21 protein-coding genes and 1 pseudogene are annotated in these 24,506 nt (G+C 60.2%); 8 read left to right on the top strand and 14 right to left on the bottom strand.

What is annotated here, in order from left to right; translation table 11 throughout:
- Window positions 1-2: 2 nt before the first annotated feature.
- From IEQ42_RS09805 to IEQ42_RS09780, 6 genes are read right to left on the bottom strand one after another with little or no spacing between them, the layout of a single operon-like run.
- Complete coding sequence (locus IEQ42_RS09805; protein WP_210703373.1) at window positions 3-1,334, bottom strand: DUF58 domain-containing protein; 1,332 nt, start codon at window positions 1,332-1,334, stop codon at window positions 3-5.
- Complete coding sequence (locus IEQ42_RS09800) at window positions 1,331-2,332, bottom strand: AAA family ATPase (RefSeq protein WP_210703372.1); 1,002 nt, start codon at window positions 2,330-2,332, stop codon at window positions 1,331-1,333. Before IEQ42_RS09800 ends, IEQ42_RS09805 begins: the two co-directional genes overlap by 4 nt.
- Window positions 2,329-3,492 carry a DUF4350 domain-containing protein gene (locus tag IEQ42_RS09795; protein WP_210703371.1) on the bottom strand — a complete coding sequence of 388 codons (1,164 nt, stop codon included), beginning with the start codon at window positions 3,490-3,492 and terminating at the stop codon, window positions 2,329-2,331. The genes IEQ42_RS09800 and IEQ42_RS09795 overlap by 4 nt, the downstream gene beginning before the upstream one ends.
- Complete coding sequence (locus IEQ42_RS09790) at window positions 3,489-5,036, bottom strand: DUF4129 domain-containing protein (protein WP_210703370.1); 1,548 nt, start codon at window positions 5,034-5,036, stop codon at window positions 3,489-3,491. The genes IEQ42_RS09795 and IEQ42_RS09790 overlap by 4 nt, the downstream gene beginning before the upstream one ends.
- Complete coding sequence (locus IEQ42_RS09785; RefSeq protein WP_210703369.1) at window positions 5,023-6,000, bottom strand: stage II sporulation protein M; 978 nt, start codon at window positions 5,998-6,000, stop codon at window positions 5,023-5,025. The genes IEQ42_RS09790 and IEQ42_RS09785 overlap by 14 nt, the downstream gene beginning before the upstream one ends.
- Complete coding sequence (locus IEQ42_RS09780) at window positions 5,997-6,710, bottom strand: RDD family protein (RefSeq protein ID WP_210703368.1); 714 nt, start codon at window positions 6,708-6,710, stop codon at window positions 5,997-5,999. The genes IEQ42_RS09785 and IEQ42_RS09780 overlap by 4 nt, the downstream gene beginning before the upstream one ends.
- A 181-nt stretch (window positions 6,711-6,891) precedes the next feature.
- On the opposite strand from IEQ42_RS09780, the gene sbcB reads away from it, so the two are divergent.
- A complete protein-coding gene (sbcB, locus tag IEQ42_RS09775; protein WP_210703367.1) occupies window positions 6,892-8,322 on the top strand; it encodes an exodeoxyribonuclease I in 1,431 nt (476 codons plus the stop codon).
- Window positions 8,323-8,419: 97 nt separating this feature from the next.
- Here sbcB and mvaT read toward each other — a convergent pair whose 3' ends face one another.
- Window positions 8,420-8,797: a histone-like nucleoid-structuring protein MvaT gene (gene mvaT / locus IEQ42_RS09770; RefSeq protein ID WP_007933316.1), complete on the bottom strand. Its 378-nt coding sequence runs from the start codon at window positions 8,795-8,797 to the stop codon at window positions 8,420-8,422.
- 337 nt (window positions 8,798-9,134) lie between these two features.
- Between mvaT and purU the strand changes: the two genes are divergently transcribed.
- Both purU and IEQ42_RS09760 read left to right on the top strand, forming a co-directional pair.
- Window positions 9,135-9,983 (top strand): formyltetrahydrofolate deformylase, encoded by an 849-nt coding sequence (gene purU, locus IEQ42_RS09765; RefSeq protein ID WP_042560661.1) that lies wholly within the window; start codon window positions 9,135-9,137, stop codon window positions 9,981-9,983.
- Window positions 9,984-10,085: 102 nt separating this feature from the next.
- The gene (locus IEQ42_RS09760; RefSeq protein WP_210622681.1) at window positions 10,086-10,262 is read left to right on the top strand and encodes a hypothetical protein; all 177 of its coding nucleotides are present in this window, start codon (window positions 10,086-10,088) and stop codon (window positions 10,260-10,262) included.
- Here the strand turns inward: IEQ42_RS09760 and IEQ42_RS09755 are convergent.
- From IEQ42_RS09755 to IEQ42_RS27720, 5 genes and pseudogenes are all read right to left on the bottom strand, one after another.
- Complete coding sequence (locus tag IEQ42_RS09755) at window positions 10,246-11,244, bottom strand: glucosaminyl phosphatidylglycerol flippase (RefSeq protein ID WP_210703366.1); 999 nt, start codon at window positions 11,242-11,244, stop codon at window positions 10,246-10,248. The two genes, IEQ42_RS09760 and IEQ42_RS09755, sit on opposite strands and share 17 nt — an antisense overlap.
- Window positions 11,241-12,017 (bottom strand): N-acetylglucosaminyl phosphatidylglycerol deacetylase, encoded by a 777-nt coding sequence (locus IEQ42_RS09750; RefSeq protein WP_210703365.1) that lies wholly within the window; start codon window positions 12,015-12,017, stop codon window positions 11,241-11,243. Before IEQ42_RS09750 ends, IEQ42_RS09755 begins: the two co-directional genes overlap by 4 nt.
- The gene (locus IEQ42_RS09745; RefSeq protein ID WP_210703364.1) at window positions 12,010-13,131 is read right to left on the bottom strand and encodes an N-acetylglucosaminyl phosphatidylglycerol synthase; all 1,122 of its coding nucleotides are present in this window, start codon (window positions 13,129-13,131) and stop codon (window positions 12,010-12,012) included. The genes IEQ42_RS09750 and IEQ42_RS09745 overlap by 8 nt, the downstream gene beginning before the upstream one ends.
- Before the next feature lie 337 nt (window positions 13,132-13,468).
- Entirely contained in the window at window positions 13,469-14,233 is a 765-nt protein-coding gene (locus IEQ42_RS27725; protein WP_390896373.1) for a methyl-accepting chemotaxis protein, read from the bottom strand.
- 93 nt (window positions 14,234-14,326) lie between these two features.
- Window positions 14,327-15,358: pseudogene (locus IEQ42_RS27720) on the bottom strand (HAMP domain-containing protein); the annotation flags it as partial.
- A gap of 188 nt (window positions 15,359-15,546) precedes the next feature.
- Here IEQ42_RS27720 and IEQ42_RS09735 point away from each other — a divergent pair.
- Complete coding sequence (locus IEQ42_RS09735) at window positions 15,547-17,034, top strand: helicase HerA-like domain-containing protein (protein ID WP_210703363.1); 1,488 nt, start codon at window positions 15,547-15,549, stop codon at window positions 17,032-17,034.
- 159 nt (window positions 17,035-17,193) lie between these two features.
- Here IEQ42_RS09735 and IEQ42_RS09730 read toward each other — a convergent pair whose 3' ends face one another.
- Window positions 17,194-17,649: a DUF721 domain-containing protein gene (locus tag IEQ42_RS09730; protein WP_042560657.1), complete on the bottom strand. Its 456-nt coding sequence runs from the start codon at window positions 17,647-17,649 to the stop codon at window positions 17,194-17,196.
- Window positions 17,650-17,956: 307 nt separating this feature from the next.
- On the opposite strand from IEQ42_RS09730, the gene secA reads away from it, so the two are divergent.
- The 4 genes from secA (at window position 17,957) to IEQ42_RS09710 (ending at window position 23,782) form a co-directional block, all read left to right on the top strand.
- The gene (gene secA / locus IEQ42_RS09725; RefSeq protein WP_210703362.1) at window positions 17,957-20,692 is read left to right on the top strand and encodes a preprotein translocase subunit SecA; all 2,736 of its coding nucleotides are present in this window, start codon (window positions 17,957-17,959) and stop codon (window positions 20,690-20,692) included.
- Between the two features lie 122 nt (window positions 20,693-20,814).
- Window positions 20,815-22,032, top strand: coding sequence for a bifunctional glutamate N-acetyltransferase/amino-acid acetyltransferase ArgJ (argJ, locus tag IEQ42_RS09720; RefSeq protein ID WP_210703361.1), 1,218 nt, complete (start codon window positions 20,815-20,817; stop codon window positions 22,030-22,032).
- Between the two features lie 176 nt (window positions 22,033-22,208).
- Window positions 22,209-22,841 carry a glutathione S-transferase family protein gene (locus tag IEQ42_RS09715; protein WP_210703360.1) on the top strand — a complete coding sequence of 211 codons (633 nt, stop codon included), beginning with the start codon at window positions 22,209-22,211 and terminating at the stop codon, window positions 22,839-22,841.
- Window positions 22,838-23,782, top strand: a complete 945-nt coding sequence (locus IEQ42_RS09710) for a Nudix family hydrolase (RefSeq protein WP_210703359.1) — start codon at window positions 22,838-22,840, stop codon at window positions 23,780-23,782. Before IEQ42_RS09715 ends, IEQ42_RS09710 begins: the two co-directional genes overlap by 4 nt.
- A gap of 131 nt (window positions 23,783-23,913) precedes the next feature.
- Here the strand turns inward: IEQ42_RS09710 and IEQ42_RS09705 are convergent, their stop codons facing one another.
- Entirely contained in the window at window positions 23,914-24,498 is a 585-nt protein-coding gene (locus IEQ42_RS09705) for a cob(I)yrinic acid a,c-diamide adenosyltransferase (RefSeq protein WP_210703358.1), read from the bottom strand.
- Between the last annotated feature and the right edge of the window lie 8 nt (window positions 24,499-24,506).

Here is a 24,506-nt window from a genome sequence, read left to right as displayed (position 1 = left end):
AATCAAAAGCCTCCCGCCCCTTTCAGTGCGAAGTACCCACTCACCAGTTCGGCCCCCAATTCTGTGGGCCTTACATCCACCACCGGAACGCCATGAGCGAGCAACCGCTCATGGAGTTCTGCCCGTTCATTCAAGTAGCTCACCGTCCCGCAATAGGCCAGTGCTTGCGGCAGGGTTTGCACCGGGGAATGACGCAACGTGTCGAGATTTTCCTCGCGCAGACTCGCCACCAGCACGCGGTGTTGCTTGCCCAGGCGCTTGACCGCATTGAGCAGTTCTTCATCGTCTTCATCGCGCAGGTTGGTGACCAGCACCACCAGCGCCCGGCGCTTCTGTTGCGCCAATAATTGATTGGCCGCGACCTGATAATCGGCAGGGCGTTGCGTGCTGTCCAGATCATAGACGGCGTTGAGCAACACGTTCAGTTGACCGCTGCCTTTGACTGGCGCCAGATGGCGCGGCTGATCAGCGGCGAAAGTGCTCAGGCCCACCGCATCGCCTTGGCGTAGCGCGACGTAAGCGAGCAGCAGACAGGCATTGAGCGCGTGATCGAAGTGCGACAGCTCATCGTCCTGACTGCGCATGCGTCGGCCACAGTCGAGCATGAAGATGATCTGCTGATCGCGCTCGTCCTGATATTCGCGGGCAATCGGTGTGCGTTGGCGGGCGGTGGCCTTCCAGTCGATCTGACGCAGACTGTCGCCCTCACGAAATTCACGCAACTGGTGAAACTCCAGCCCTTGGCCGCGACGCTGCCGTTGGCGCACGCCGAGCTGGCTGAGCCAGTTGTCTACCGCCAGTAACTGGCCGCCGTAGAGTCGCGCGAAATCCGGATAAACCCGGGTGTTGTCGATCACGCCGAGCAGGCGTTTGCCCGACCATAAACCCAGTGGGCTCGGCAGGCTGATTTCGCACTGTTCGAAGCTGAAATGCCCGCGCTTGAGCGGGCGCAGACGATAGCTGATCTGGCTGTGCTGACCCGGTTGCAGCGCAACATTCAACGGCAGGTTTTCGAAACTCAGGCCATCGGGTACATGGTCGAAAATCTGAATGTTCAATGGCTCGGCGAAATCGTGTTCAACCTTGAGCTGCACCTCACCCCAGCGTCCCAATGCGAGGCTGCCGGGCATCTGTCGCTTGATCCGCACGGTGGGCAAACGCTTGAGGCGCACTGCGTCGAGTGTCGCCAACGCCAACAGTGCCAGCAGCAGTCCCCAGTTGATCGACAGCAGACTGGCCGGGAGCTCGATTTGCAAGGCCTGCAAAGTGCCGAGCACGATGCCGATGGCCAGCAGCACGGCGACCCAGCTCAATAACAGTTTGGAGGGTTTCACAGACGCGGTGCCGGGACTTGGTCGAGCAGTTGTTGCAACACCTGATCGACTTGCAGGCCTTCGATGTCCAGCTCCGGGGCAATGCGCACACGATGGCGCAACACCGCCAGCGCGCAGCCCTTGAGGTCATCCGGAATCACGAATTCACCGCCGCGTAACAAGGCTCTGGCGCGGGCGCACCGCACCAGCGCAATCGTGGCGCGTGGCCCGGCGCCGAGGCTCAGGCCTGGCCAGGTGCGGGTGCTGCGCGCCAGGCGCACGGCATAATCGAGCACCTGATCATCCAGCGGTAAATCACTGGCGATGCGTTGCAGGGCCTGCACGTCCTTGGCTTGCAGCACGGTGCGCAGCGGCTGCACATCAAGCATGTCGGCGCGGGTCGAGCGACTGACCTGACGCACCATGTTCAGTTCCTGTTCCGCATCCGGGTAGTCCATGCGCACCTTGAGCATGAAGCGGTCTAGTTCGGCTTCGGGCAGTGGGTAGGTGCCTTCCTGTTCGATCGGGTTTTGCGTCGCCAGTACCATGAATGGCTGAGCGATCGGCAGGGCGCGTCCCTCCAGCGTGACCTGGCGCTCCTGCATCGCTTCGAGCAGCGCCGCCTGGGTTTTCGCCGGGGCGCGGTTGATCTCGTCGGCCAGCAGCAGATTGGTGAACAACGGGCCTTTGCGCAGCTTGAATTGCTCGGTGTGCAGGTCATACACGGCATGGCCGGTGACGTCGCTGGGCATCAGGTCGGGCGTGAATTGAATGCGTGCGAACTCGCCGCCAAAGCAACGCGCCAATGCCCGCACCAGCAAGGTCTTGCCCAGTCCGGGAACGCCTTCGAGCAGCACGTGGCCGCCAGCGATCAACGCCGTCAGCACGTCATCAATCACCGGGTCCTGGCCGATGACCGCTTTGCGCAATTCGCTGCGCACCGCTTGCGCCAGTTGACTGGCGCGCTGGCGTTGCTGGGCGGCGTGGCTGGCGCTGCCGGGCTCGATCTGTTCAGTCATAGCGTGTTCCTCAAGGTTTGCAGGTGGGCGACCTGGCGGCAGAAATCGGCGCTGGGCAGCCGCCGGTTCGGCACCGGGCTCAAGGCCTGGCTGATGGCGCGGGTGGGTTGTCGGGTCAGACGCGACAACGCCAGCCATTGTTCGGCAACATTCAATTGATCAAAACCAGGATGGCGGCGGCGGGCACGGCGCAACACGTCTTGTTGCAGTGCCTGCAACAGCGCTTGCTGACCGTTGTGCCGAAGCATGAAATCGGCACTGGCGCGCAAGTGTTCCTGCAACTGCCGGCGGCCATTCGGGGCTGGCGCCTGAAGCGGGCCGTGGCGCACGCCGGCCTGCCAGAGCCACAAACCGATCAGCGCAAGCAGGGCGACGATGGCTTGCGGGAAATAGCGCCAGAGCAGCGTCAGCAAGCCATCGTGTTCGGTGTTGTAGATCAGCGTGACATCGGTGTCGGCACTCAGATACCACAGCAGCCAGGCGTTGTCGTACTGGGCGATCGCCGTGGTTTTCCACAACTCGGCATCGGTGACCACTGTGATCGAACCGAGGCTGTAGGCCAGTTGCATCATGTGTGTGGCCTTGGCGCTGTTGGCCCAGGCTTGCGCAAGATTCTTCGGGTCGTCGAGGTGGAAGTCGGTGTCGAACCCGGCGTAGGCCGGGGCGTCTTCGTCCTCCAGATACAACTTGGTCAATTTCGGGTACGGATCTTTTTCCTGATCGGCGGGCGAATCCTTCAGATCCTTGCTCAGGGATTGATGCAGTTGCACCCGATCAAGCAACAGGTCGTTGCTCTGTTTTGTCTGTTCATCCCACAACGATTCGGCGACGAACACCAGCCGCCCGCCAGCCCGCGTCCAGTTCAAGACTTGATCGACCTGACGCGGGGTCATCCGCGAGCGGTCGTTGAACAGCAGCAGGGTGTGCCCGTGCGGTTCGATATCCGGCAGCACAGCAAGGCTTTCGGCATGGCTGACGTTGATGCCGCGCTCACGCAAGAACATTTCCGCCGCCAGATAAGGGTTGGCCTGGGCGGCGGGCGATGGGCCGTGATCGATCTGTTCCTGATAAGGCTTGGCCACAAGGTAGAGAAAAATGCCCAGCACACTCAGCAGCGCGACGAGCAATGCGCCGACCCACCACAACGCGCGCCGATTCAACGGGACGCTCCATGGCCGAATAACGCGCGCCAGCCATCGCACAATTCCTGTTGCAGGTGCACCGCCGGTTCGCGATGCCCGTAGGCCATGTTCTGCCAATGGGTGGTCAGGGTGCGGCTGAAAGCGAGCAGCTCCGGACGCTGGAGTTGTTCGACTCGCGCCAACACCTGATTTTCGGTGTCGGCAGCTTTCAGGGTCAGATCGAAGTCGTGGAGCAAGTGACTGAGCAGGCCACGATAGAGCAGGCTCAGGGCCGCGCGTGGCTGACTCTGCCAGAGTTGTTCGGCGTGGGCGGCAATATCGTCGGGCAAGGTGTCGCGGTTCAGATCCAGGCCGAAGGCTTGCTGCGGCGCGGGCCGTTTTGCCCGGGCGGGCAGGGCCGGCCGGCGGCTGACGAACGCTTGCAGAAACTCGCGGTAACGCCAGATCAGCCAGCCAAGCGCAGCGATCAATGTGCCCCACAGCAATACTTCGATGATCGTGGCCAAGGCGTTGAAGTGCTGGCCATCCAGCCAGCCCAGCAGGGTTTTGAGCCACTGCGGGGCTTCACCGGGTTGTTCTTCTTTGGCAGTGTTTGCCGGGTCATCGCCAAAGCGGTAACGGGTGACGGATTCCGGGTTCTTGAAGGGTGGTTGTTCGAGCAGTGCCTTGATGCTGTCGCGTGATGCCTGACTGGTCAGTGGCTGATTCAACAGCCGTGGAGCGTCCGGTGCATTAACAGGCTCGGCAGCCCAGACCGGTTGCACAGGTGGCAGCAGCAGACACACCGCCAGCAGCACGCCGAGCACGCTGCTGCTCAGCCGTTGGCGCAAGCGTCGGAACACCAGTTCAATGTCCCACGCTTCCAGTTGCGTGCGCCGGTTCAGATAAAGGCTGAACCCGCAGGCCACGTAGATCGGCTCCCAAACCACCAGCACCAGCGCATAAAAGACATTGGTCAGGTGCTCCAGCCAGCGCCATTCGTGATCCGCCGCGAGAATCAACGACTGCCAGTCCCAATCGGTTTCAATCTGCTGCGGCAACAGCAGGTAGAACAGCACCAACAGGCCGATCCACAGCGCCGTTTCCAGATGCACGCCGATGATGGTCAGCCACTGCGCGGCGCCGGCGTTGCGTTGCAGCAGCACCTGTAGACGTTGTTGCCGTGCACTGCCGTCCAGGCCTTCGAGTTGCACCACGGGCATCAGGAAACTGCGGCTGAAACTCAGCCGTCGCCACGTCAGGCTGGCCAGCAATTGTGGCTTGAGCAGGCGCGGCCACTCGCGCAGGGCTTGCTTGAGTGTGGGGGTTTCGCCGAACAGGGCTTTGGACAGAATGTACAGCGGCAGGCGTTCGTAGGCCGGCTTCAGCCACCAGAAGATAAACACCGCCAGGGATGGCGAGTCCCACAACAATACGCTGAGCAGGGCGAACAGCGGCAGGGTGACGATTGCCCAACTGGTCATCAACAGGCGCCGGTGTTGCTGGCTCATGAGCACGCCCAGATCCATGGCTTCCCATGTTGTGCGCGGGCGGATCACCACGGTGGCATCACTCAGGCGCATGACGGGTCCTTCCTGCGAACAGCAAATAGCTCGCGACCAATATCCACAGACCGCCGCCGACAAGGTATTTGGTGAGCGGCGCGACGCTGGTTTTCGACGACCAGTACGCTTCAATGAACGCTGCGATCAGTAGGAACAGCATGACCCCACAGATCAGCAGCACACTCTTGCGTGCGGCGCGTTTCAACGCTTCTGTGCGGGTCAGGCGCCCCGGTGCAATCAATGCCCAGCCCAGTTCCAGCCCCGCGGCGCCGGCCAGGGCGATGGCCGTCAGTTCGAAAGCGCCATGGGCGATGACGAATGACCAGAAAGTCTGGCCGAAACCGATTTCGCTCAGGTGCCCGGCCACGGCACCGATGACCAGACCGTTGTAGAACAGGAAAAACGCGCTGCCCACGCCCATCAGCAAACCGCTGGCGAACGTCTGAAAGGCAATGCCGATGTTGTGCATCACGTAGTAACCGAACATCACCCAGTCCTCGCTGGCAGCTCGCTCGGCCGGGCGCCCGAGGTGGCCGGCCACCGGGTCGTACATGCTTTGCATTTCACGCACTTGATCGGCGGGGATGAGGTTGTAAACCAACTCGGGGAACATGTAGACCAGCACGCCGACACCGATCAGGCTGCCAAAAAACAGCAGGCCGGCGACAAGCACGAAGGGCCATTCGCTGCGCACCAGCCGGGGGAAACCGGCGAGGATGAAGCCAATCAGGTTGGCGCCCAGTCGACTGCGATGCCGGTACAGCTGTTGATGGCCGCGCAACACCTGTTGTTGCAGAGTGTCGATGAGGAAACTGCTGTAGCCGCGTTCCTGCGCCAGCGCCAGGTGTTGGCAAAGGCGTCGATAAGCCTTGGGAAAACCCGCCACTTGCGAGGTTTCCTTGCCTCGTTCGAGGCGTTCAAGGGCCAGCGCAAAGCGCTCCCATTCGGCCTTGTGGCGACTTTCGAAAAGACTTTGCTTCATGTCGGGCCCAACAAACCGCGAGCGATCCCGTTGAGTTCGGCGACGGCTTTGGGGGCGGAAATATGCAGCGGCTGGGCCAGCAAACCGGCCAGCTCATTGACCCGCGCGGGTGACAGTTCACCTTGGCGTTCGGCAAACCCGAGCACAGCACGTTGCTCGCTCAGGGTGAGCGGCACAGGCGCACGGCGGGGTTCGGCGTCGGGTAATTGCGGGCGGGTCAGCGGGCGTTCGCTGTACACCACCAGCGTACCGGCGGCGATATCGCCCAGACGTTTGAAGGTCGGGTGTTGCAGGCAACTGATGGCGCCGAGGAAGTAGCCGAACGGCAGCAGGTCGACAAAACGCAGCAGGTTGCGCAGCAAGGAGGCCGACCAGCCGATGGGGGTGCCGTCGTCGTGCACCACCCGCAATCCCATCCATTGTTTACCCGGCGAGCGCCCCTGACGCAGCACTTCGAACAGCACCATGTACCACCAGCTGATCGCAAACAACAGCAGCGAGCCAAGGCCCATGCCGAGTCTGCCGAGCAACGCCAGCACAATAAACAGCACACCCATGATCAAGCCACGAATCCCCAGATCGATCGCGAAGGCGATGGCCCGCACCATCAACCCGGCAGGACGCAACGGCAAGTCGATACCCTCCGGCGTTTCGACCTGATACCGCGTATCCAGCGGTGCTTTCCTTGGCGGTGCTGTGGGTTCAAGCATGGGCTACCTGATGTTCGCCTGTTCGGGATGCAAGTGGGGTCGATGCTAGCAGCCTCTCGGGGGAAAACGACATAACTATGTATTGCACATCGCGTGTCGCCCGGTGGTTGAATGACGCGAGGCTGGCCGCGACCGCGGTTGAGCGCCTAGACTTCGCCGATCTTCAGTTCAGGAACCGCCCGTGACTTCCATCTTCTGGTACGACTACGAAACCACCGGCATCAATCCCCGTTGCGACCGGCCGCTGCAGGTTGCCGGGATTCGCACCGACCATGAACTCAACGAAATCGACGAGCCGGTCAATCTCTACTGCCAGCCCAGCGAAGACATCCTGCCGCACCCGGCCGCGTGCGCGATCACTGGCATTACCCCGAGCCAGCTCGCCGAAAAGGGTTTGAGCGAAGCCGATTTCATGACCCGGGTACACGCGCAACTGGCCGCTCCCGGCACGTGTGGCGCGGGTTACAACACCTTGCGTTTCGACGACGAGATGACCCGCTACAGCTTGTATCGCAATTTCTTCGACCCATATGCGCGCGAATGGCAGGGCGGCAACAGTCGCTGGGACTTGATCGACGTGGTGCGTGCCGCGTATGCCTTGCGTCCGGACGGGCTGGTCTGGCCCACCGATGACGAGGGGCGGGTGACCCTCAAGCTCGAGCGCCTGACGGCCGCCAACAACATTGATCACGGGCATGCCCACGAAGCCTTGTCGGACGTGCGTGCGACCATCGCGCTGGCGCGGTTGATCCGTGAAAAGCAGCCAAAGCTGTACGACTGGCTGTTCCAGTTGCGCAGCAAGCAAAAGGTCATGGATCAGATTCGCCTGTTACAGCCGATGGTGCATATCAGCGGACGCTTCTCCGCGGCGCGCAGTTATGTCGGCGTTGTATTGCCGCTGGCCTGGCACCCGAAAAACCGCAACGCCTTGATCGTCTGCGACTTGCACCTCGATCCGCAGGGCTTGCTTGATCTGGATGCGCAAACCCTGCGCCAGCGTTTGTACACCCGCCGTGACGATTTGCTGGAAGGCGAGTTGCCGGTGCCGCTCAAGTTGATTCATATAAACCGTTGCCCGGTGGTGGCACCGCTGACGGTATTGCGTGCGCAGGATCAGCAAAGGCTGGGCCTGGACATGGCGCTTTATCAGGAACGAACGCTGCGACTAACTGACGCACAACAAGTTTGGAAAGATAAAGTTGCGGCGATTTATGCCAGTGAAGATTTCACCCCGAGCGAGGATCCGGAACAACAGTTGTACGACGGATTTATCGGTGACCGCGACCGGCGTCTATGTGAGCAAGTCAGAGCGGCCGATCCTGCTCAATTGGCGCAAGAGCAATGGCCTTTCGATGATGAACGTTTGCCTGAATTACTCTTTCGATATCGAGCGCGTAATTTTCCAGAGACGTTGAATTCTGAAGAGCAGCAACGCTGGCAAATATTTTTGCGGCAGCGTTTGTCCGAGCCTGAATGGGGTGCACCCAATACCTTGAAATCTTTTACGGAGGCCGCAGAGCAATGGTTGCTAAGTGCGACACCGATGCAGAAAGAGGTGCTCAATGAATGGCAGAATTATGTCCAGGCATTACGCAAACGTTTGAATCTTTGAAATCGAACATGGCCGGGAGCAAATTCCAGGCATAAAAAAACGCCAGCATTCGCTGGCGTTTCTGTTTTCGCGGATTGCTCTGCGAAGGCGTTGCGGCTTAGCCCAGCAGGGTAGCCCAGCCTTCAACCACGTCACCGCCCCACTTGGCTTTCCACTCTTTCAGAGTTTTGTGGTTGCCACCTTTGGTTTCGATGACTTCGCCATTGTGCGGGTTTTTGTATTGTTTAACTTTGCGAGCACGCTTGGTGCCGGTAGTTTTTACTGCGCCGCCGCGTGGTGCTTTGGTTTTCGATTCCGGATCCAGCAGCGCGATGATGTCACGCAGGGATTTGGAGTATTCGCCCATCAGGGTGCGCAGTTTGCCTTCGAATTCCAGCTCGGTTTGCAGTTTGTCGTCTTGCGACAGGTTCTTCAAACGGGCTTGCAGCTCTTTGATTGCTTCTTCGGTGGCGCGATATTCGTTGATCAAGGACATGATTACTACCTTAGTAGAGTGCTGAATTGCAGGGGACAGTGGCGCAATAATAGTCAGGCTGTTTCATCAAGTAAACATTTAACCGGGTTTTTTATTTAAATGAGTTACAAGAATTAGCAGCAAATTGAATGTTCAGTTAAATAGTGTGATGCAGTCATCACAGATATTCACAGTGAACGGCACAAGAGGGGCCAATGGTGGGTGGGCAAGTTGACGGTGGTCCCGTGAAAAACGCCATGCTGCGGGGCGGGTCGCGCGTGCGCGTTCATCAATACTGCAGTTTTCCTGCGCAGTCGCTAGAATGGCGGCCTTTGCGAAGTTCTGGAGTTACCCCCTCATGCGCACTTTTCGGCTGGTGATTTCTTGCCCGGACCGCGTTGGCATCGTTGCCAAAGTCAGTAATTTTCTGGCATCCCACAACGGCTGGATCACCGAAGCGAGCCACCACTCCGACAATCAGGTTGGCTGGTTCTTCATGCGTCACGAGATCCGTGCCGATTCGCTGCCGTTCGGTATTGAAGTATTGCGCGAGAAGTTTGCGCCAATCGCCGAAGAGTTCTCGATGGACTGGCGCATCACCGATACCGAGCAGAAAAAACGCGTGGTGTTGATGGCCAGCCGCGAATCCCACTGCCTGGCTGACCTGCTGCACCGCTGGCACAGCGATGAGCTGGATTGCGAAATATCCTGCGTGATTTCCAACCACGATGACCTGCGCAGCATGGTCGAGTGGCACGGCATTCCTTATTACCATGTTCCGGTCAATCCGCAGGACAAGGAACCGGCCTTCGCCGAAGTGTCGCGTCTGGTCAAACAGCACGACGCCGAAGTTGTCGTACTGGCGCGCTACATGCAAATCCTGCCGCCGGCGCTGTGCCGCGAATATGCGCACCAGGTCATCAACATTCACCACAGCTTCCTGCCGTCGTTCGTCGGCGCCAAGCCTTATCACCAGGCGTCCCTGCGTGGCGTGAAGCTGATCGGCGCGACCTGTCATTACGTGACCGAAGAGCTGGACGCGGGCCCGATCATCGAGCAGGACGTTGTGCGCGTCAGCCACAGCGACAGCATCGAAGACATGGTGCGTTTCGGTCGTGACGTCGAGAAGATGGTTCTGGCGCGCGGTCTGCGTTATCACCTCGAAGATCGAGTGCTGGTGCACGGCAACAAGACTGTGGTGTTCTGATCGAACTCACGGATGCTTGAAAAAGGAAGGGCCTGGGCGTTCAATCGTCCAGGCCCTTTTTTGTATAAACCCCTTTGCCGTTTTTTGATCCGAGGAAAAGCCATGAGCGATCCACTGGACAAAGCCACTTCCAAAGCCCCCGCTACTGTGGGCGAGGGTTGTTTGAGTCGCTATGACCCGGATGACATGAGCCCGGAGGATGGCACCGAGTTTCCCGGTGCGGCCGAGTTGTGGGAACAACTTATAGATGAACAGGATGAGGCTAAGAAGCCTGCCTGACTTTCATCAGTTTTCTCAGCAGCGGTCGCCCAAGCATCAGCAGAAACACCGGCCCACCCACTACCAGATAGAAGTAAAACGTCACCACTCGCCAGATCAGAATCGCCGCCGCTGCTGTCGATTTGCCGACCATGGGTGCCAGCAGCGCCGCCGAGGTCAACTCCGCAGCGCCCGCGCCACCGGGCAACAGGCTGAACTGCCCGGCGCCCAGCGAAAGCATCTGCACCAGAAAACTCCAGGCCCACTGCAAATCCGCTCCCAGGCCGCGCAATGCCAGATACAGCACGCTGTAGCGCAGCAGCCAATGCACACAGGTCAGGGCGAAGACTTTGCTCAAGGTTTGCCATGGCAATTTCAGCGTATCGATAAACGCAGCGAGAAAATGCAGCAGCTTGCGTGCCCAGCGACGACGGGTGTTGGGTTGCACGTTCATGCGTGCCAGCACCCGGCCGCTCAGGCGAATCAGCCGGCGATGGTAGCGCGCCAGCAGCACGCAACTGCACAACCCGCCGAACAGCGACACGGCGCTGATAACCAGTAGCCATTCCATACGGTCGCTGAGGTGCTGAAACAGTGCGTAAATCAGAATTCCGCTCAGGGCGCAGAGAAAAAACAGCAGATCGCTGAGTTGATCCATGGCAAACACCGCACTGCCACGGGCCGGCCGTACGCCGCAGCGGGCCAACAGCGCCATGATCGTCAGCGGCCCGCCGCTGCCGCCGGGTGTCGCGCAATAGGCGAACTCGGCCGCCATGACCACGCCCAGGCTTTTCAGCGGCGTGACGCGGTCGCGTTGATCGCCCAGCAACAACCGCAGGCGCAAGGTGTTGATGCCCCAGCACAGCAGAATCATGCCGAACATGATCAGCAGCCACTTCAGGGGAAAGCTTTGCAGGCGCGCCCAGATTTCACTGCCACCGAGCAGCAGTGGAATCAGCACCGCAGCGAGCAGTCCGATCAGCAACACAATGCCGCGGTTCATGCGGCGCGTTCCAGTTGGCCGCGCTGTTGGGCCAGCCAGTTGATTTTGGTCATCGGTACTCGTCCATCCGTCAGTAGCCGTTCGAGGGTATTGCGCCAATATTCGCGGGAGAACCCGTGGCGCATGTCCACCGGGTGCAATCCTAGCCGAATCACCGGCGCTTGGCGCCAGCGCTGTTCACGTTGGTCGCTGAGGATTTTTGACAGGCCACGACGCCAGGCGCTGCGGGCACTCCAGACCAGACCCGGTGCGTCGATCGGGGTGAAATCCGGCAAACGATACAGATGCTGCGGATCACTGGTGTAGCGCAACGGCAACTCGCGCAGCGCCAGGCGTGTGCCTTCGCTCATCAACCAGGCCGGGGCGACGAAGCCGTGCAATGGCCAGTCGTAGCGCTGGAACATCTCAATGCCGGCGCGAAGACGGGCGAGGGCGGCCTCGTGGGACAATCGATAGAACTCGCCCTCATGGGTATAGACGCGGCGCATGAACCAGTCTCTTGGTGTGCGCGGTCGAGGCTCCTGGTCATCATGGAAAAAACCGTGAAGGGCCAATTCATCGCCACGGGCGACGCGCTTGCTCAGCAACTGCCGAAAATCCGCGTGCGCATCGAGATTGTCGTGGCGATGAAAGTCCGGCACTACCAGCCAGGTCATCGGCACGTTGCCGAGTGCATCGACCGCCTCGACAAACGGTTGGTAATCCGCCCAGGTCGATGGCGCCACATCATGCAACACCAGCAGCACAGCGGGTCGGTTCATGAGATCAGCCATTAGCCACCCGCGGAATCGCGTGGCCGAGGACCGCGTGGTAGTGACTCAGCAGGCTGTCGACCACCGTGTCCCAGGCGTAATGGTGTTCGACATGTTGGCGCGCCTGAGCGCCAAGTTTGATAACGCCGCGACTGAACAATTCGCGCACGGCATTGGCCATCGCCTGCGGGTTATTCGGTGCACAGAGCAGGCCGCACGAATCGGAGACGATTTCTTCAAACGCCCCGGCCGCCACCGCCACGACCGGAATGCCGCAAGCCATGGCCTCAAGGATCACCAGGCCGAAAGTTTCCTGATCACCGGCGTGCAGCAGCGCATCGGCACTGGCCATCAGTCGTGCAACGGTTGGTGCCGTGCAGAATTCATTGATGACACTGACGTTATCCGGCACCACAGCAGGCATCGACGAACCGACCAACAACAAGTGATAGCGCGGGCCGAGGCGTTGCATGCATTTGAGCAGCACCGGCAGGTTTTTCTCTTTCGAACCACGCCCGGCGAAGATCAGCAGGCGCGTGTCTTCGTCGATCCCCAATTCGGCGCGCAGGCCTGAATCACGGACGGCAGGGTTGAAGGTTTGCAGATCGACACCCAGCGGTTGCACAAAGACGTTGCGCACACCGAGGCCGGTGAGTTTGTCAGCCATGACCTGACTGGGCGCGAGAACCCGGTCAAAGTTGCCGTAGAGCTTGGTGACGTAAGCCTCGATGTTCGGCGTGACCCAATGGCCCATGCGGTTACTGACCAATAGCGGCAGGTCGGAATGATAAAAGCCGATCACCGGCACATCCAGTTGTCGCCGGGCATCCAGAGCGGCCCACGCCGTGAGGTACGGATCGCCGACTTCGATCAGATCCGGCTGCAAATCCTGAAGGACATTTCGCCACGGGGCCAGGCGTACCGGGAAGCGATAACCCTTGCCGAAGGGCAGGGCAGGGGCGGGTACCTTGTAGACGCCATCGTGTTCGCCGAATTTTGCGCCGGGAATCAGCAAGCTGTGGCGAATCCCGGATTTGATGCCCAGCCGACGGTGCTTGGCATCCAGATAAGTGCGTACGCCGCCGCTGGCCGGGGCGTAGAACATGGTGATGTCGGCAATGTGCACGGTGATCATCCCTCCGCTGTTGTTCTCCCTTGGTTGACCTTTATGAAGAATAGATGTTCTGTCGGGATTTTTGCGCTGGAACGAAGAGCACCCTCACTAACCCTCTCCCGGAGGGAGAGGGGACTGATCGAGGTGTCTGGGGGTGCTGTGTCGACCTGAAGCTCAGAGTTGAACTCAGGAAGCCCCCTCTCCCGGAGGGAGAGGGGACCTGATCGAAGTGTTTGGGGTTGCTGTGTCGACCTGAGATGCCGAGTTGAACTCAGATTTGAAAAGCTTGAAGATCGGCTCCCTTTCCCCTCGCCCCCTCTGGGGGAGAGGGTTGGGGTGAGGGGGTAAGCTCTTGATCTTAAATGCGGAAACTTCCCACCAATTGCGTCAACCGCGAAGCCTGCTGCTCCAGATCCGAACACGCGCGCAGCGTTGCGTGCAGGTTCTCCACGCCTTCCTGGTTCAGCGTGTTGATCTCGGTGATGTCGACGTTGATCGACTCGACCACCGCCGTCTGCTCCTCGGTCGCGGTCGCCACCGACTGGTTCATCCCGTCGATCTCGCCAATCCGTTGAGTCACGCTGTTCAGACGCTCTCCGGCAAGGTTGGCGATTTCGACGCTGTCCTGGCTGTGACGCTGGCTCTCACTCATGGTGCTCACCGATTCCCGCGCGCCGACTTGCAGCTCTTCGATCATGGTCTGCACTTGCTGCGCCGATTCCTGAGTGCGGTGCGCCAGATTACGCACTTCGTCCGCCACCACGGCAAAACCACGACCGGCCTCACCGGCACGCGCCGCTTCAATGGCCGCGTTGAGCGCCAGCAGGTTGGTTTGCTGGGAAATGCTGGTGATCACTTCGAGAATCTGCCCGATGTTCACTGTTTTGCTGTTGAGCGACTCGATGTTGCTGCTCGACGCACTGAGCATGCTCGACAGTTGATTCATCGCCTTGATGCTGCGATCCACCACTTGCTGGCCGTCTTCGGCGAGGCCGCGGGCGTCGCTGGCCTGATTCGAGGCCTGGGCGGCATTGCGGGCGATCTCCTGCGCGGCGGCGCCAAGCTGATTGATCGCGGCGGCGACACTGCTGGTGCGCGAAGCCTGCTGATCGGAGTTATACATCGACGAATTAGACGCAGCGACCACGCGCAGGGCGACTTCGTTGACTTGGCCGGTGGCCGACGACACTTCGCGAATCGAACCGTGGATCCGCTCGACGAAGCGGTTGAACGCCGTACCCAGCACACCAAATTCATCGTTATTGACGATGGTCAGGCGCTTGGTCAGGTCACCTTCGCCATCGGCGATGTCTTCCATGGCGCGGGTCATGACGTGCAAAGGCTGAATCAGGATGCGGATCAACATGCCGAGCAGGGCGAGGATGATGCCGACGGCGATGATGGTCGCAATGACGGCAGAGGTGCGGAATTCGCTGAGCATCGCGAAGGCCTGGTCCTTGTCCACCGACAGGCCGATGTACCAGTTCACCGACGGCAAGCCTTTGATCGGCGCGAAGGTAACGATGCGGGTTTTGCCATCGACGGTGACTTCACTGAAATCGCTGCTGATGCGCGGGGTGTCCTGTGGATACGCTTCCTTGAGTGATTTCATCACCAGGGCTTTGTCCGGGTGCACCAGAATCTTGCCGTCGGCGCTGACCAGGAACACATAACCCATGCCGTCGAAATCCCGGGCGGCGAGGGTGTCGACCAGGGATTGCAGGCTCAGGTCGCCGCCGACCACGCCGACGCTCTGGCCGGATTTTTTCGAGGCGGTGGCGACGGAGATGATCAACTGACCGGTGGCTGCGTCGATGTACGGTTCGGTCAAGGTCGAGGTGCTGCTGCTCTCGGCACCTTTATACCAAGGGCGAACCCGCGGATCGAAACCGTCGGGCATCTTCACGTCCGGGCGGATGGTGAAGTGGCCAGTGGCATCGCCTAGGTAGGTGGCCATGAACGTCGACGTCAGGGTTTTCTGTTCCAGCAGACTGGCGACGTTGGCGGGTTCGGGGTTGATGGCAATGTTCTGGGCGGCGTTCTCGACCAGCATAATGCGGCCGCTGAGCCAGGTCTGGATGCTGCCGGCAGTGACTTCGCCCATCTCGTTTAGATAGTTGTCCAGGTCTTCACGAATCGCGTTGCGCTGTAGCCAGTCGTTGTAAAGCGTAAACGAGGCAAAAGCGGCGATGACGATGAGGGCGGCGGCAAGCAAAATTTTATGGCTGAAGCGCAGATTTTTGTTCATGGCTTGGGGTTCCGCTAAGGTCTTAATGTCCTGGGCGTGCTTTTATAAAGACGCGCAATATGGGCAAGGGTGAATAAAAGCTGATATTTCCGTCTCTCCTTAGGGAAATGTCCTGCCGACTTTTCAGTCAGGTCTACGCCTTTATCTATCGGCCATCGCGAATTAAAGATTAACCATTGGGTGACAAAATGCCTGACTCATCGCAACTCGTAATCGGCGCCGATCTCGCCGGGCAACCGATCGCACAGGCCATGCGCCTGGCAAACCGTCACGGTCTCATCGCCGGCGCCACCGGTACCGGTAAAACCGTGACCTTGCAGCGCCTGGCCGAAGCCTTCAGCGACGCCGGCGTCGCTGTATTTGCTGCCGACATCAAGGGCGACCTGTGCGGCCTCGGTGCTGCCGGAAACCCTCAGGGCAAGGTCGCCGAACGCATCGCCGGCATGCCTTGGCTCAATCATCAGCCGCAGGCTTATCCGGTGACGTTGTGGGATATTCACGGCGAGTCCGGTCATCCATTGCGCACCACGTTGAGCGAAATGGGCCCGCTGTTGATCGGCAGTCTGTTGGAACTCACCGACAGTCAGCAGTCGGCGTTGTATGCCGCATTCAAGGTCGCGGATCGCGAAGGGCTGTTGCTGCTGGATCTGAAGGATCTGAAAGCGCTGCTCAACCACCTCAAGGACAACCCGCAGTTGTTGGGCGAAGACGCGGCGCTGATGACCACCGGTTCCAGTCAGGCGCTGTTGCGCCGCCTGGCAACCCTGGAACAGCAGGGCGCCGAAGCCCTGTTCGGCGAGCCGGCGCTGCAGCTCGAAGACATCCTGCAACCGGCCGCCGATGGCCGTGGGCGCATTCATCTGCTGGATGCAAGTCGTCTGGTGCACGAGGCGCCGAAGGTGTACGCCACGTTCCTGTTGTGGCTGCTGGCCGAATTGTTCGAGCAGTTGCCGGAGCGCGGCGATGCCGACAAACCGCTGCTGGCGCTGTTTTTCGATGAGGCGCATTTGCTGTTCGGCGACACTCCCAAGGCGTTGCAGGAGCGGCTGGAGCAAGTGGTACGGTTGATCCGTTCCAAGGGCGTGGGTGTGTATTTCGTCACTCAATCGCCAGCCGACTTGCCGGACGACGTGCTGGCGCAGTTGGGCCTGCGCGTTCAGCACGGCTTGCGCGCGTTTACCGCCAAAGAGCAGAAATCCCTGCGCGCGGTGGCGGACGGCTTCCGGCCCAATCCGGCATTCGACAGTCTGTCGGTGCTGACTGAGCTGGGGATCGGCGAGGCGCTGGTCGGCACACTGACGGAAAAAGGCACGCCGGAAGTGGTTCAGCGCGTGCTGGTGGCGCCACCGCAGTCGCGGATCGGGCCGCTGACGGAAACCGAGCGCACGGTGCTGATTGCCGGGTCACCGTTCAAAGGGCGCTATGACAAACCGATCGATCGCGAGTCGGCCTATGAAATCCTCATGGGGCGTAAAGGCCTGGCGCCGGAGGCAGAGGCACCAGTGGGCAAATCTGCCGCCGAGGAACCAAGCCTGGCTGATCGTGCCGGAGAATTTCTCGGCACGGCGGCGGGCCAGGCCTTGAAGTCAGCCATGCGCCAGGCAGCCAATAACCTGGGCAAACAACTGGTGCGCGGCCTGATGGGCTCGCTGCTCGGCGGCAGCAAGCGCCGCTGACCCCAGCGGTGTGGCTGCAGGACTGGATGGATGCGGATCCAAATGTGGGAGCGAGCCTGCTCGCGAAAGCGGTGTGTCATTCAGCTCTAGGGTGTCTGACACGACCTCTTCGCGAGCAGGCTCGCGCCCACATTGAATTGGAATCAGCTTTGGAAAATGTCAGGTTTTGTCTTTCGCGTGTGCCGCCAACCGCTCCAGTGCAGCGCGCAAGCCCGGGTCACTAATCCCGTCTGCCGTGGCCTGAATGGTCGCCGCCGCGTTCGTCGACAGATCCATCGTGTGCCCGGTCGCCCCGCGCTGAACCGTCGGCGGCTGCACCTTGAACAGAATCCGCGTCAGGCTGGCGAACTCATCGAACATCTGCAATTGCCGTTGCAGGCGTTTTTGCTGATAACGCAGGCGCGTGGCCCAGTGGCCATCGGTCACGATCAACAGCAGATTGCCTTCACGCCACGACGCTACATGGCAATGTTCGCGGGCGGCGGGTTGCAGTTGGCTTTCGAGCAGGCGTTGCAGATGACCCAGTCGATGGGCATGGCCGAGGATGGCTTTGAGCGGCTTGGCTTCGCGTAGCAAAACGGCGGGTGCTTTGGCCGTAAGAGGGCGAAATGCCATGATCGAACACCTGAAGTAACAGAAGCGCCATGGTAGCAGAAAGCACCGAAATCACTCGCCCATTGCTTTTGACCCTGCTTTACCCATTAAATCAACGACTAACTTCTTTCCCGTGTGGGTTGAAGTTGAGCAAAACGCCCCTATTTTAAGTGAGCCCCGTCAAAGCGCAGTGCCAGCATCGTGGAACATCGCCACTTTCCTCACCACCGTTTCCGGGTAGAATGCTCGTTCGCATGCGGCCATGAGGGCTGCTCGGGCGACTCACGGGGCCGCCCTCCATCCCTTTAGTGTGGAAGATCCTGCCGATATGTTTGCGCCTTTGTTAAAGAAACTTTTTGGAAGCAAGAACGAGCGTGAAGTCAAACGCATGCTCAAGACGGTACAGAACGTCAATGCCTTCGAAGAGCAAATGGTAGCCCTTTCGGACGATCAATTGCGCGCCAAGACTGAAGAGTTCAAGGCCCGCATCGCCAAAGGGGAAACCCTCGACAAGCTGTTGCCAGAAGCCTTTGCGGTTGCCCGCGAAGCCGGCAAGCGTGTCATGGGTATGCGCCACTTCGACGTGCAACTCGTCGGTGGCATGACCTTGCACGAAGGCAAGATTGCCGAAATGCGTACCGGTGAGGGTAAAACCCTCGTGGCGACCCTGGGTGTTTACCTCAACGCACTGTCCGGCAAGGGCGTGCACGTTGTGACGGTGAACGACTACCTGGCGCGTCGTGACGCCAACTGGATGCGCCCGCTGTATGAATTCCTCGGCCTGACTGTCGGCGTCGTGACGCCGTTCCAGCCACCGGAAGAGAAGCGCCAGGCTTACGCTGCGGACATCACCTACGGCACCAACAACGAATTCGGTTTCGACTACCTGCGCGACAACATGGCGTTCAGCATGGAAGAAAAATTCCAGCGCGAACTCAATTTTGCCGTGATCGACGAAGTCGACTCCATCCTCATCGACGAAGCACGTACCCCGCTGATCATTTCCGGTCAGGCCGAGGACAGCTCCAAGCTGTACACCGAGATCAACAAACTGATCCCGCAGCTGGAACTGCACGTTGAGGAAGTCGAAGGGGAAGTCACCAAGGCTGGCCACTACACCGTTGACGAGAAGACCCGTCAGGTCGAACTCAACGAAGCCGGTCACCAGTTCATCGAAGACATGCTCACCCGCGTCGGCCTGCTGGCTGAAGGCGAGAGCCTGTACTCGGCACATAACCTGGGCCTGTTGACCCACGTTTATGCCGGTCTCCGTGCGCACAAGCTGTTCAATCGCAACATTGAATACATCGTGCAGGACGGTCAGGTCGTACTGGTCGACGAACACACCGGTCGTACCATGCCGGGCCGTCGTTTGTCCGAAGGTCTGCACCAGGCCATCGAAGCCAAAGAAGGCTTGAACATTCAGGCCGAGAGCCAGACCCTGGCATCGACCACGTTCCAGAACTACTTCCGTCTTTACACCAAGCTGTCCGGCATGACCGGTACCGCTGACACCGAAGCGTTCGAATTCCACCAGATCTATGGTCTGGAAGTGATGGTCATTCCGCCGAACAAGCCGTTGGCGCGTAAGGACTTCAACGACCTAGTGTTCCTGACTGCCGAAGAGAAGTACGCGGCAATCGTTACCGACATCAAGGAAAGCATGGCTGCCGGTCGTCCGGTGCTGGTGGGTACTGCGACCATCGAAACTTCGGAGCACATGTCCGCATTGCTCGTGAAGGAAGGCATCGAACACAAGGTTCTGAACGCCAAGTTCCACGAAAAAGAAGCCGAGATCATCGCGCAGGCCGGTCGTCCGGGCGCACTGACCATCGCGACCAACATGGCCGGTCGTGGTACCGACATCCTGTTGGGCGGCAACTGGGAAGTTGAAGTGGCGTCGCTGGAAGATCCGACGCCTGAGCAGATCGCCCAGATCAAGGCCGACTGGCAGAAGCGTCACCAACAAGTGCTGGAATCCGGCGGCTTGCAGGTGATCGCGTCCGAGCGTCACGAATCCCGTCGTATCGACAACCAGCTGCGTGGCCGTGCCGGTCGTCAGGGTGATGCCGGTTCCAGCCGCTTCTACCTGTCGCTGGAAGACAGCCTGATGCGCATCTTCGCCTCTGACCGGGTGAAGAACTTCATGAAAGCCCTGGGCATGCAGCCGGGCGAAGCGATCGAGCACCGCATGGTGACCAACGCGATCGAGAAGGCGCAGCGCAAGGTTGAAGGCCGTAACTTCGACATTCGCAAGCAACTGCTCGAGTTCGATGACGTCAACAACGAACAGCGTAAAGTGATCTATCACATGCGTAACACGTTGTTGGCCGCTGACAACATTGGCGAGACCATCGCTGACTTCCGTCAGGACGTACTCAACGCTACCGTCAGCGCGCACATTCCGCCGCAATCGCTGCCAGAGCAGTGGGACGTCGCCGGTCTGGAAGCTTCGCTGCAGAGCGACTTCGGTGTGGCGCTGCCGATCCAGCAGTGGCTCGACGAAGACGATCACCTGTACGAAGAAACCCTGCGCGAGAAGCTCATGACCGAGCTGATGGCCGCGTACAACGAGAAAGAAGATCAGGCCGGTGCCGAGGCACTGCGCTCCTTCGAGAAGCAAATCGTTCTGCGCGTGCTGGATGATCTGTGGAAAGACCACCTGTCGACCATGGATCACCTGCGTCACGGCATCCACCTGCGTGGCTATGCCCAGAAGAACCCGAAGCAGGAATACAAGCGCGAGTCGTTCACGCTGTTCTCCGAGCTGCTCGATTCGATCAAGCGCGACTCGATCCGTGTGCTGTCGCACGTTCAGGTCCGCCGCGAAGATCCGGAAGCCGAAGAGCAACGTCTGCGTCAGGAGGCCGAAGCACTGGCCGCCCGCATGCAGTTCGAACACGCCGAAGCGCCAGGTCTGGAGCAACCGGAATTGCTCGCTGAAGAGGTCGATGTGGCCCTCGCCACCGCCCCGGTTCGCAACGAGCAGAAGCTGGGCCGCAACGAACTGTGCTACTGCGGTTCGGGCAAGAAATTCAAGCATTGCCACGGGCAGATCCAGTAAAACCCGTTTCAACCGCTGAAATATCCCGCGCCGCGACCGGCTCCTGCCGTCGCGGCGTTTTGCCATTCAAACCACTGCCTGCAAATGGGCGGTGCAGACATCATTGAGTAAGGAGCGCATTCATGGCTGTTGGTCTTGGTCCTTTGCCAACGTTGCACCCGGTTGCCGGTTTTGAACTCGGTATTGCCTCGGCCGGCATCAAGCGCCCCGGGCGCAAAGATGTCGTGGTGATGCGCTGCGCCGAAGGTTCGACGGTGGCGGGCGTGTTCACCTTGAACGCCTTTTGTGCAGCGCCGGTGATCCTGGCGAAGAAGCGCGTACAGAACGATGTGCGCTACTTGCTGACCAACACCGGTAACGCCAACGCCGGTACCGGTGAGCCGGGCCTGGCCGCCGCCGAGCGCACCTGCGCGAAGCTCGCTGAGCTGACCGGCGTCGATGCAAACCAGATTCTGCCGTACTCCACCGGTGTCATCGGCGAGCCACTGCCGGTCGAGAAGATCGAAGGTGCACTGCAAGCCGCACTGGACGATCTGTCGGAAAACAACTGGGAAGCGGCCGCCACCGGGATCATGACCACAGATACGTTGCCCAAGGGCGCCAGCCGCCAGTTCCAGCATGACGGCGTGACCGTCACCGTCACCGGCATCAGCAAAGGCGCGGGCATGATCCGCCCGAACATGGCGACCATGCTGGGCTACATCGCTACCGACGCCAAAGTTTCCCGTGACGTTTTGCAAAACCTGATGCTCGACGGCGCCAACAAGTCGTTCAACCGCATCACCATCGACGGCGACACTTCGACCAACGACTGCTGCATGCTGATTGCCACCGGCAAGGCTGCACTGCCGCAAATCACCCGTGCCGAAGGCGAACTGTTCGCCAAGTTGAAGCAGGCTGTATTTGAAGTGTGCATGGACGTGGCCCAGGCCATCGTGCGTGACGGCGAAGGCGCCACCAAGTTCGTGACCGTTGAAGTGAACGGCGGCGGCAATCACCAGGAATGCCTGGACGTTGGCTACACTGTGGCGCACTCGCCGCTGATCAAGACCGCGCTGTTCGCCTCTGACCCGAACTGGGGCCGTATTCTGGCGGCTGTCGGTCGTGCCGGCGTGCCGGATCTGAACGTGAGCAAGATCGACGTGTTCCTCGGCGAAGTGTGCATCGCCAGCCGTGGCGCCCGCGCCGCGACCTACACTGAAGCGCAGGGTTCGGCGGTGATGCAGCAGGAAGAGATCACCATCCGCATCGAACTGGGTCGCGGCGATTGCAGCGAAACCATCTGGACCACCGACCTGTCGCACGAATATGTGAAGATCAACGCCGAGTACCGGACCTGATCCAGTCTGAGACCGAGTCGCTCCATTGGCGAGCAGGCGCGTTCCGACACTGATCTCGGGTGCTCACAAAAGTTGTGGGCACCGGTGAACTCTGTGGGAGCGCGCCGGCTCGCGAAGGTGGCGGTCCAGACCCAACTGATCCCAAGGTTTTTCCACTGACGAAAAGGCGCCACACCATGTCCCTGCACCTGATCATCGGCGACAAACTGCTTTCCTCCTGGTCGTTGCGCGCCGCGTTGGCGCTTGAGCTGACCGGCGCCCCCTACACCGAAGAGTTGATCAAACTCGGCAAGCCTGACACCCGTGCGCTTTTGCTCAAGCATTCGCCGACCGCCAAGGTACCGCTGCTGAAAACCGCCCACGGCACTGTTGCCGATTCGCTGGCGATTGCCGAATACCTGGCCGAGCAGTTTCCTTCCGAGCAACTCTGGCCAACCGATATCGCCGCCCGGGCCCAGGCCCGATCAGCCTGTGCGCAGATGCACAGCGGCTTCTTCGCCATGCGCAACCACATGCCGTTCAACCTGAGCCACGACGCGCCGCTGAATCCGGTGCCGCCAGAGGTCAAGGTCGATATCGAGCGCATGCTCGCGTTGTGGGCAGAATGCCGTGCCGTCGCCACCGAGTCCGGGCCGTACCTGTTTGGCCGGGTGAGCCTGGCCGATGCGTTTTTTGCGCCGATCGCCGTGCGCCTGCGCACCTATCAGGTGAAACTGCCGGACGCCGACGAAGCCTATGTTGAAACCGTCTACCAATGGCCCGCCTTCAAGGCGTGGCAAAAGGCTGGACTGGAGGAATTGAATCCGTGAAACGCGTACACGTCGCCGCCGCTGTCATTCGTGATAGCAGTGGCAAAATCCTTATCGCCCGCCGTGCCGACACCCAGCATCAGGGTGGTTTGTGGGAGTTTCCCGGCGGCAAGGTCGAGGCCGACGAATCGGTCGAAACCGCGCTGGCCCGAGAGCTGCAAGAAGAATTGGGCATCACCGTAGGTGCCGCTCGGCCGTTGATCAAGGTGCGTCACGATTACCCGGACAAACAGGTGTTGCTGGATGTCTGGGAAGTGTCGGGTTTCAGCGGCGAGCCGCACGGTGCCGAAGGCCAGCCATTGGCCTGGGTGACGACGAAGGAGCTGGCGAACTACGAGTTCCCTGCCGCCAACCAGCCGATCGTCGCAGCGGCACGCTTGCCTGCCGAATACCTGATCACACCGGAAGATCTGGAAACCCCGGCCTTGCTGCGCGGGATTCAGAAAGCGATTGCCGGCGGGATCAAATTGATCCAGCTGCGCGCCCCCAATGGCTATGACCCGAAGTACCGCGATCTGGCGGTGGACGCCGCGGGGCTGTGTGCGGGCAAGGCGCAGTTGATGATCAAGGGACCATTCGAATGGCTCGGTGATTTTCCGTCTGCCGGGTGGCACATCACGTCTGCGCAGTTGCGTAAATACGCGGCGGCGGGGCGTCCGTTGCCGGCGCAGCGCTGGCTCGCGGCGTCTTGCCATAACGCCGAAGAACTGGCGCTGGCCGAGCAGATGGGTGTGGATTTCGTGACCTTGTCGCCGGTGCAGCCGACCTTGACACATCCTGATGCGCAGCCACTGGGCTGGGAGCAGGCTTCGACGCTGATCGAGGGCTTCAGCAAACCCGTGTTTTTGTTGGGGGGAGTTGGCCCGGCGGAGCGCGAGAAGGCCTGGGGTGTTGGCGCGCAGGGTGTGGCCGGGATTCGGGCGTTCTGGCCTGAGGCTTGATTATGTAGAGCGGCCACCGGCCTCATCGCTGGCAGGCCAGCTCCCACAGAGATTTGTGTCGTTCACAGGTGATGTGCACACCAATGGAACCTGTGGGAGCTGGCTTGCCAGCGATGACTTCCTGTCAGACGCTATATATCTGAAGGCTTTACCGCCGGCTGCCACAAAATTTCCGCAATCCCCTGTCGCCGCGCAATCACCCGTGCCGCGACAAACAACAAATCCGACAGCCGATTGATATAAGCCAACCCAACCCCGGCCAAGGGTTCTTCGGCATTCAAATGCTGACACCGCCGCTCGGCACTCCTTGCCAGACTCCGGCACACATGTGCCTGAGCAATCAGCATCGAACCGCCCGGCAAGATGAAATTCTCCAGCGGCCCCAACTCTTCGTTCCAGACATCAATCGCCGCTTCCAGCCGTTCGATTTCCGCCTCGTTCAGTGCCTGATACTGCGGCATCGCCAACTCGCCCCCGAGGTCGAACAGCCGATGCTGACAAGGTGCCAACACCTCGATCAGCTCGTTCAAGCCTGGATACGTCTCACGCTCGGCCATCAAACCGGCCAGTAACACGCCGACCTGACTGTTCAGCGTATCGACCTCGCCAATGGCCTCGATGCGTGGGTGATCCTTGGGCACGCGGCGGCCATCGCCCAGGCCGGTTTCGCCTTTGTCGCCGGTGCGGGTGTAGATTTTCGACAGGCGAAAGCCCATGGGTTACC

Source organism: Pseudomonas iridis, assembly GCF_017980685.1.
Lineage (GTDB): Bacteria > Pseudomonadota > Gammaproteobacteria > Pseudomonadales > Pseudomonadaceae > Aquipseudomonas > Aquipseudomonas iridis.
The sequence above is the reverse complement of the archived record's forward strand: the minus strand, read 5'-3'. Positions and strand labels throughout refer to the sequence as shown.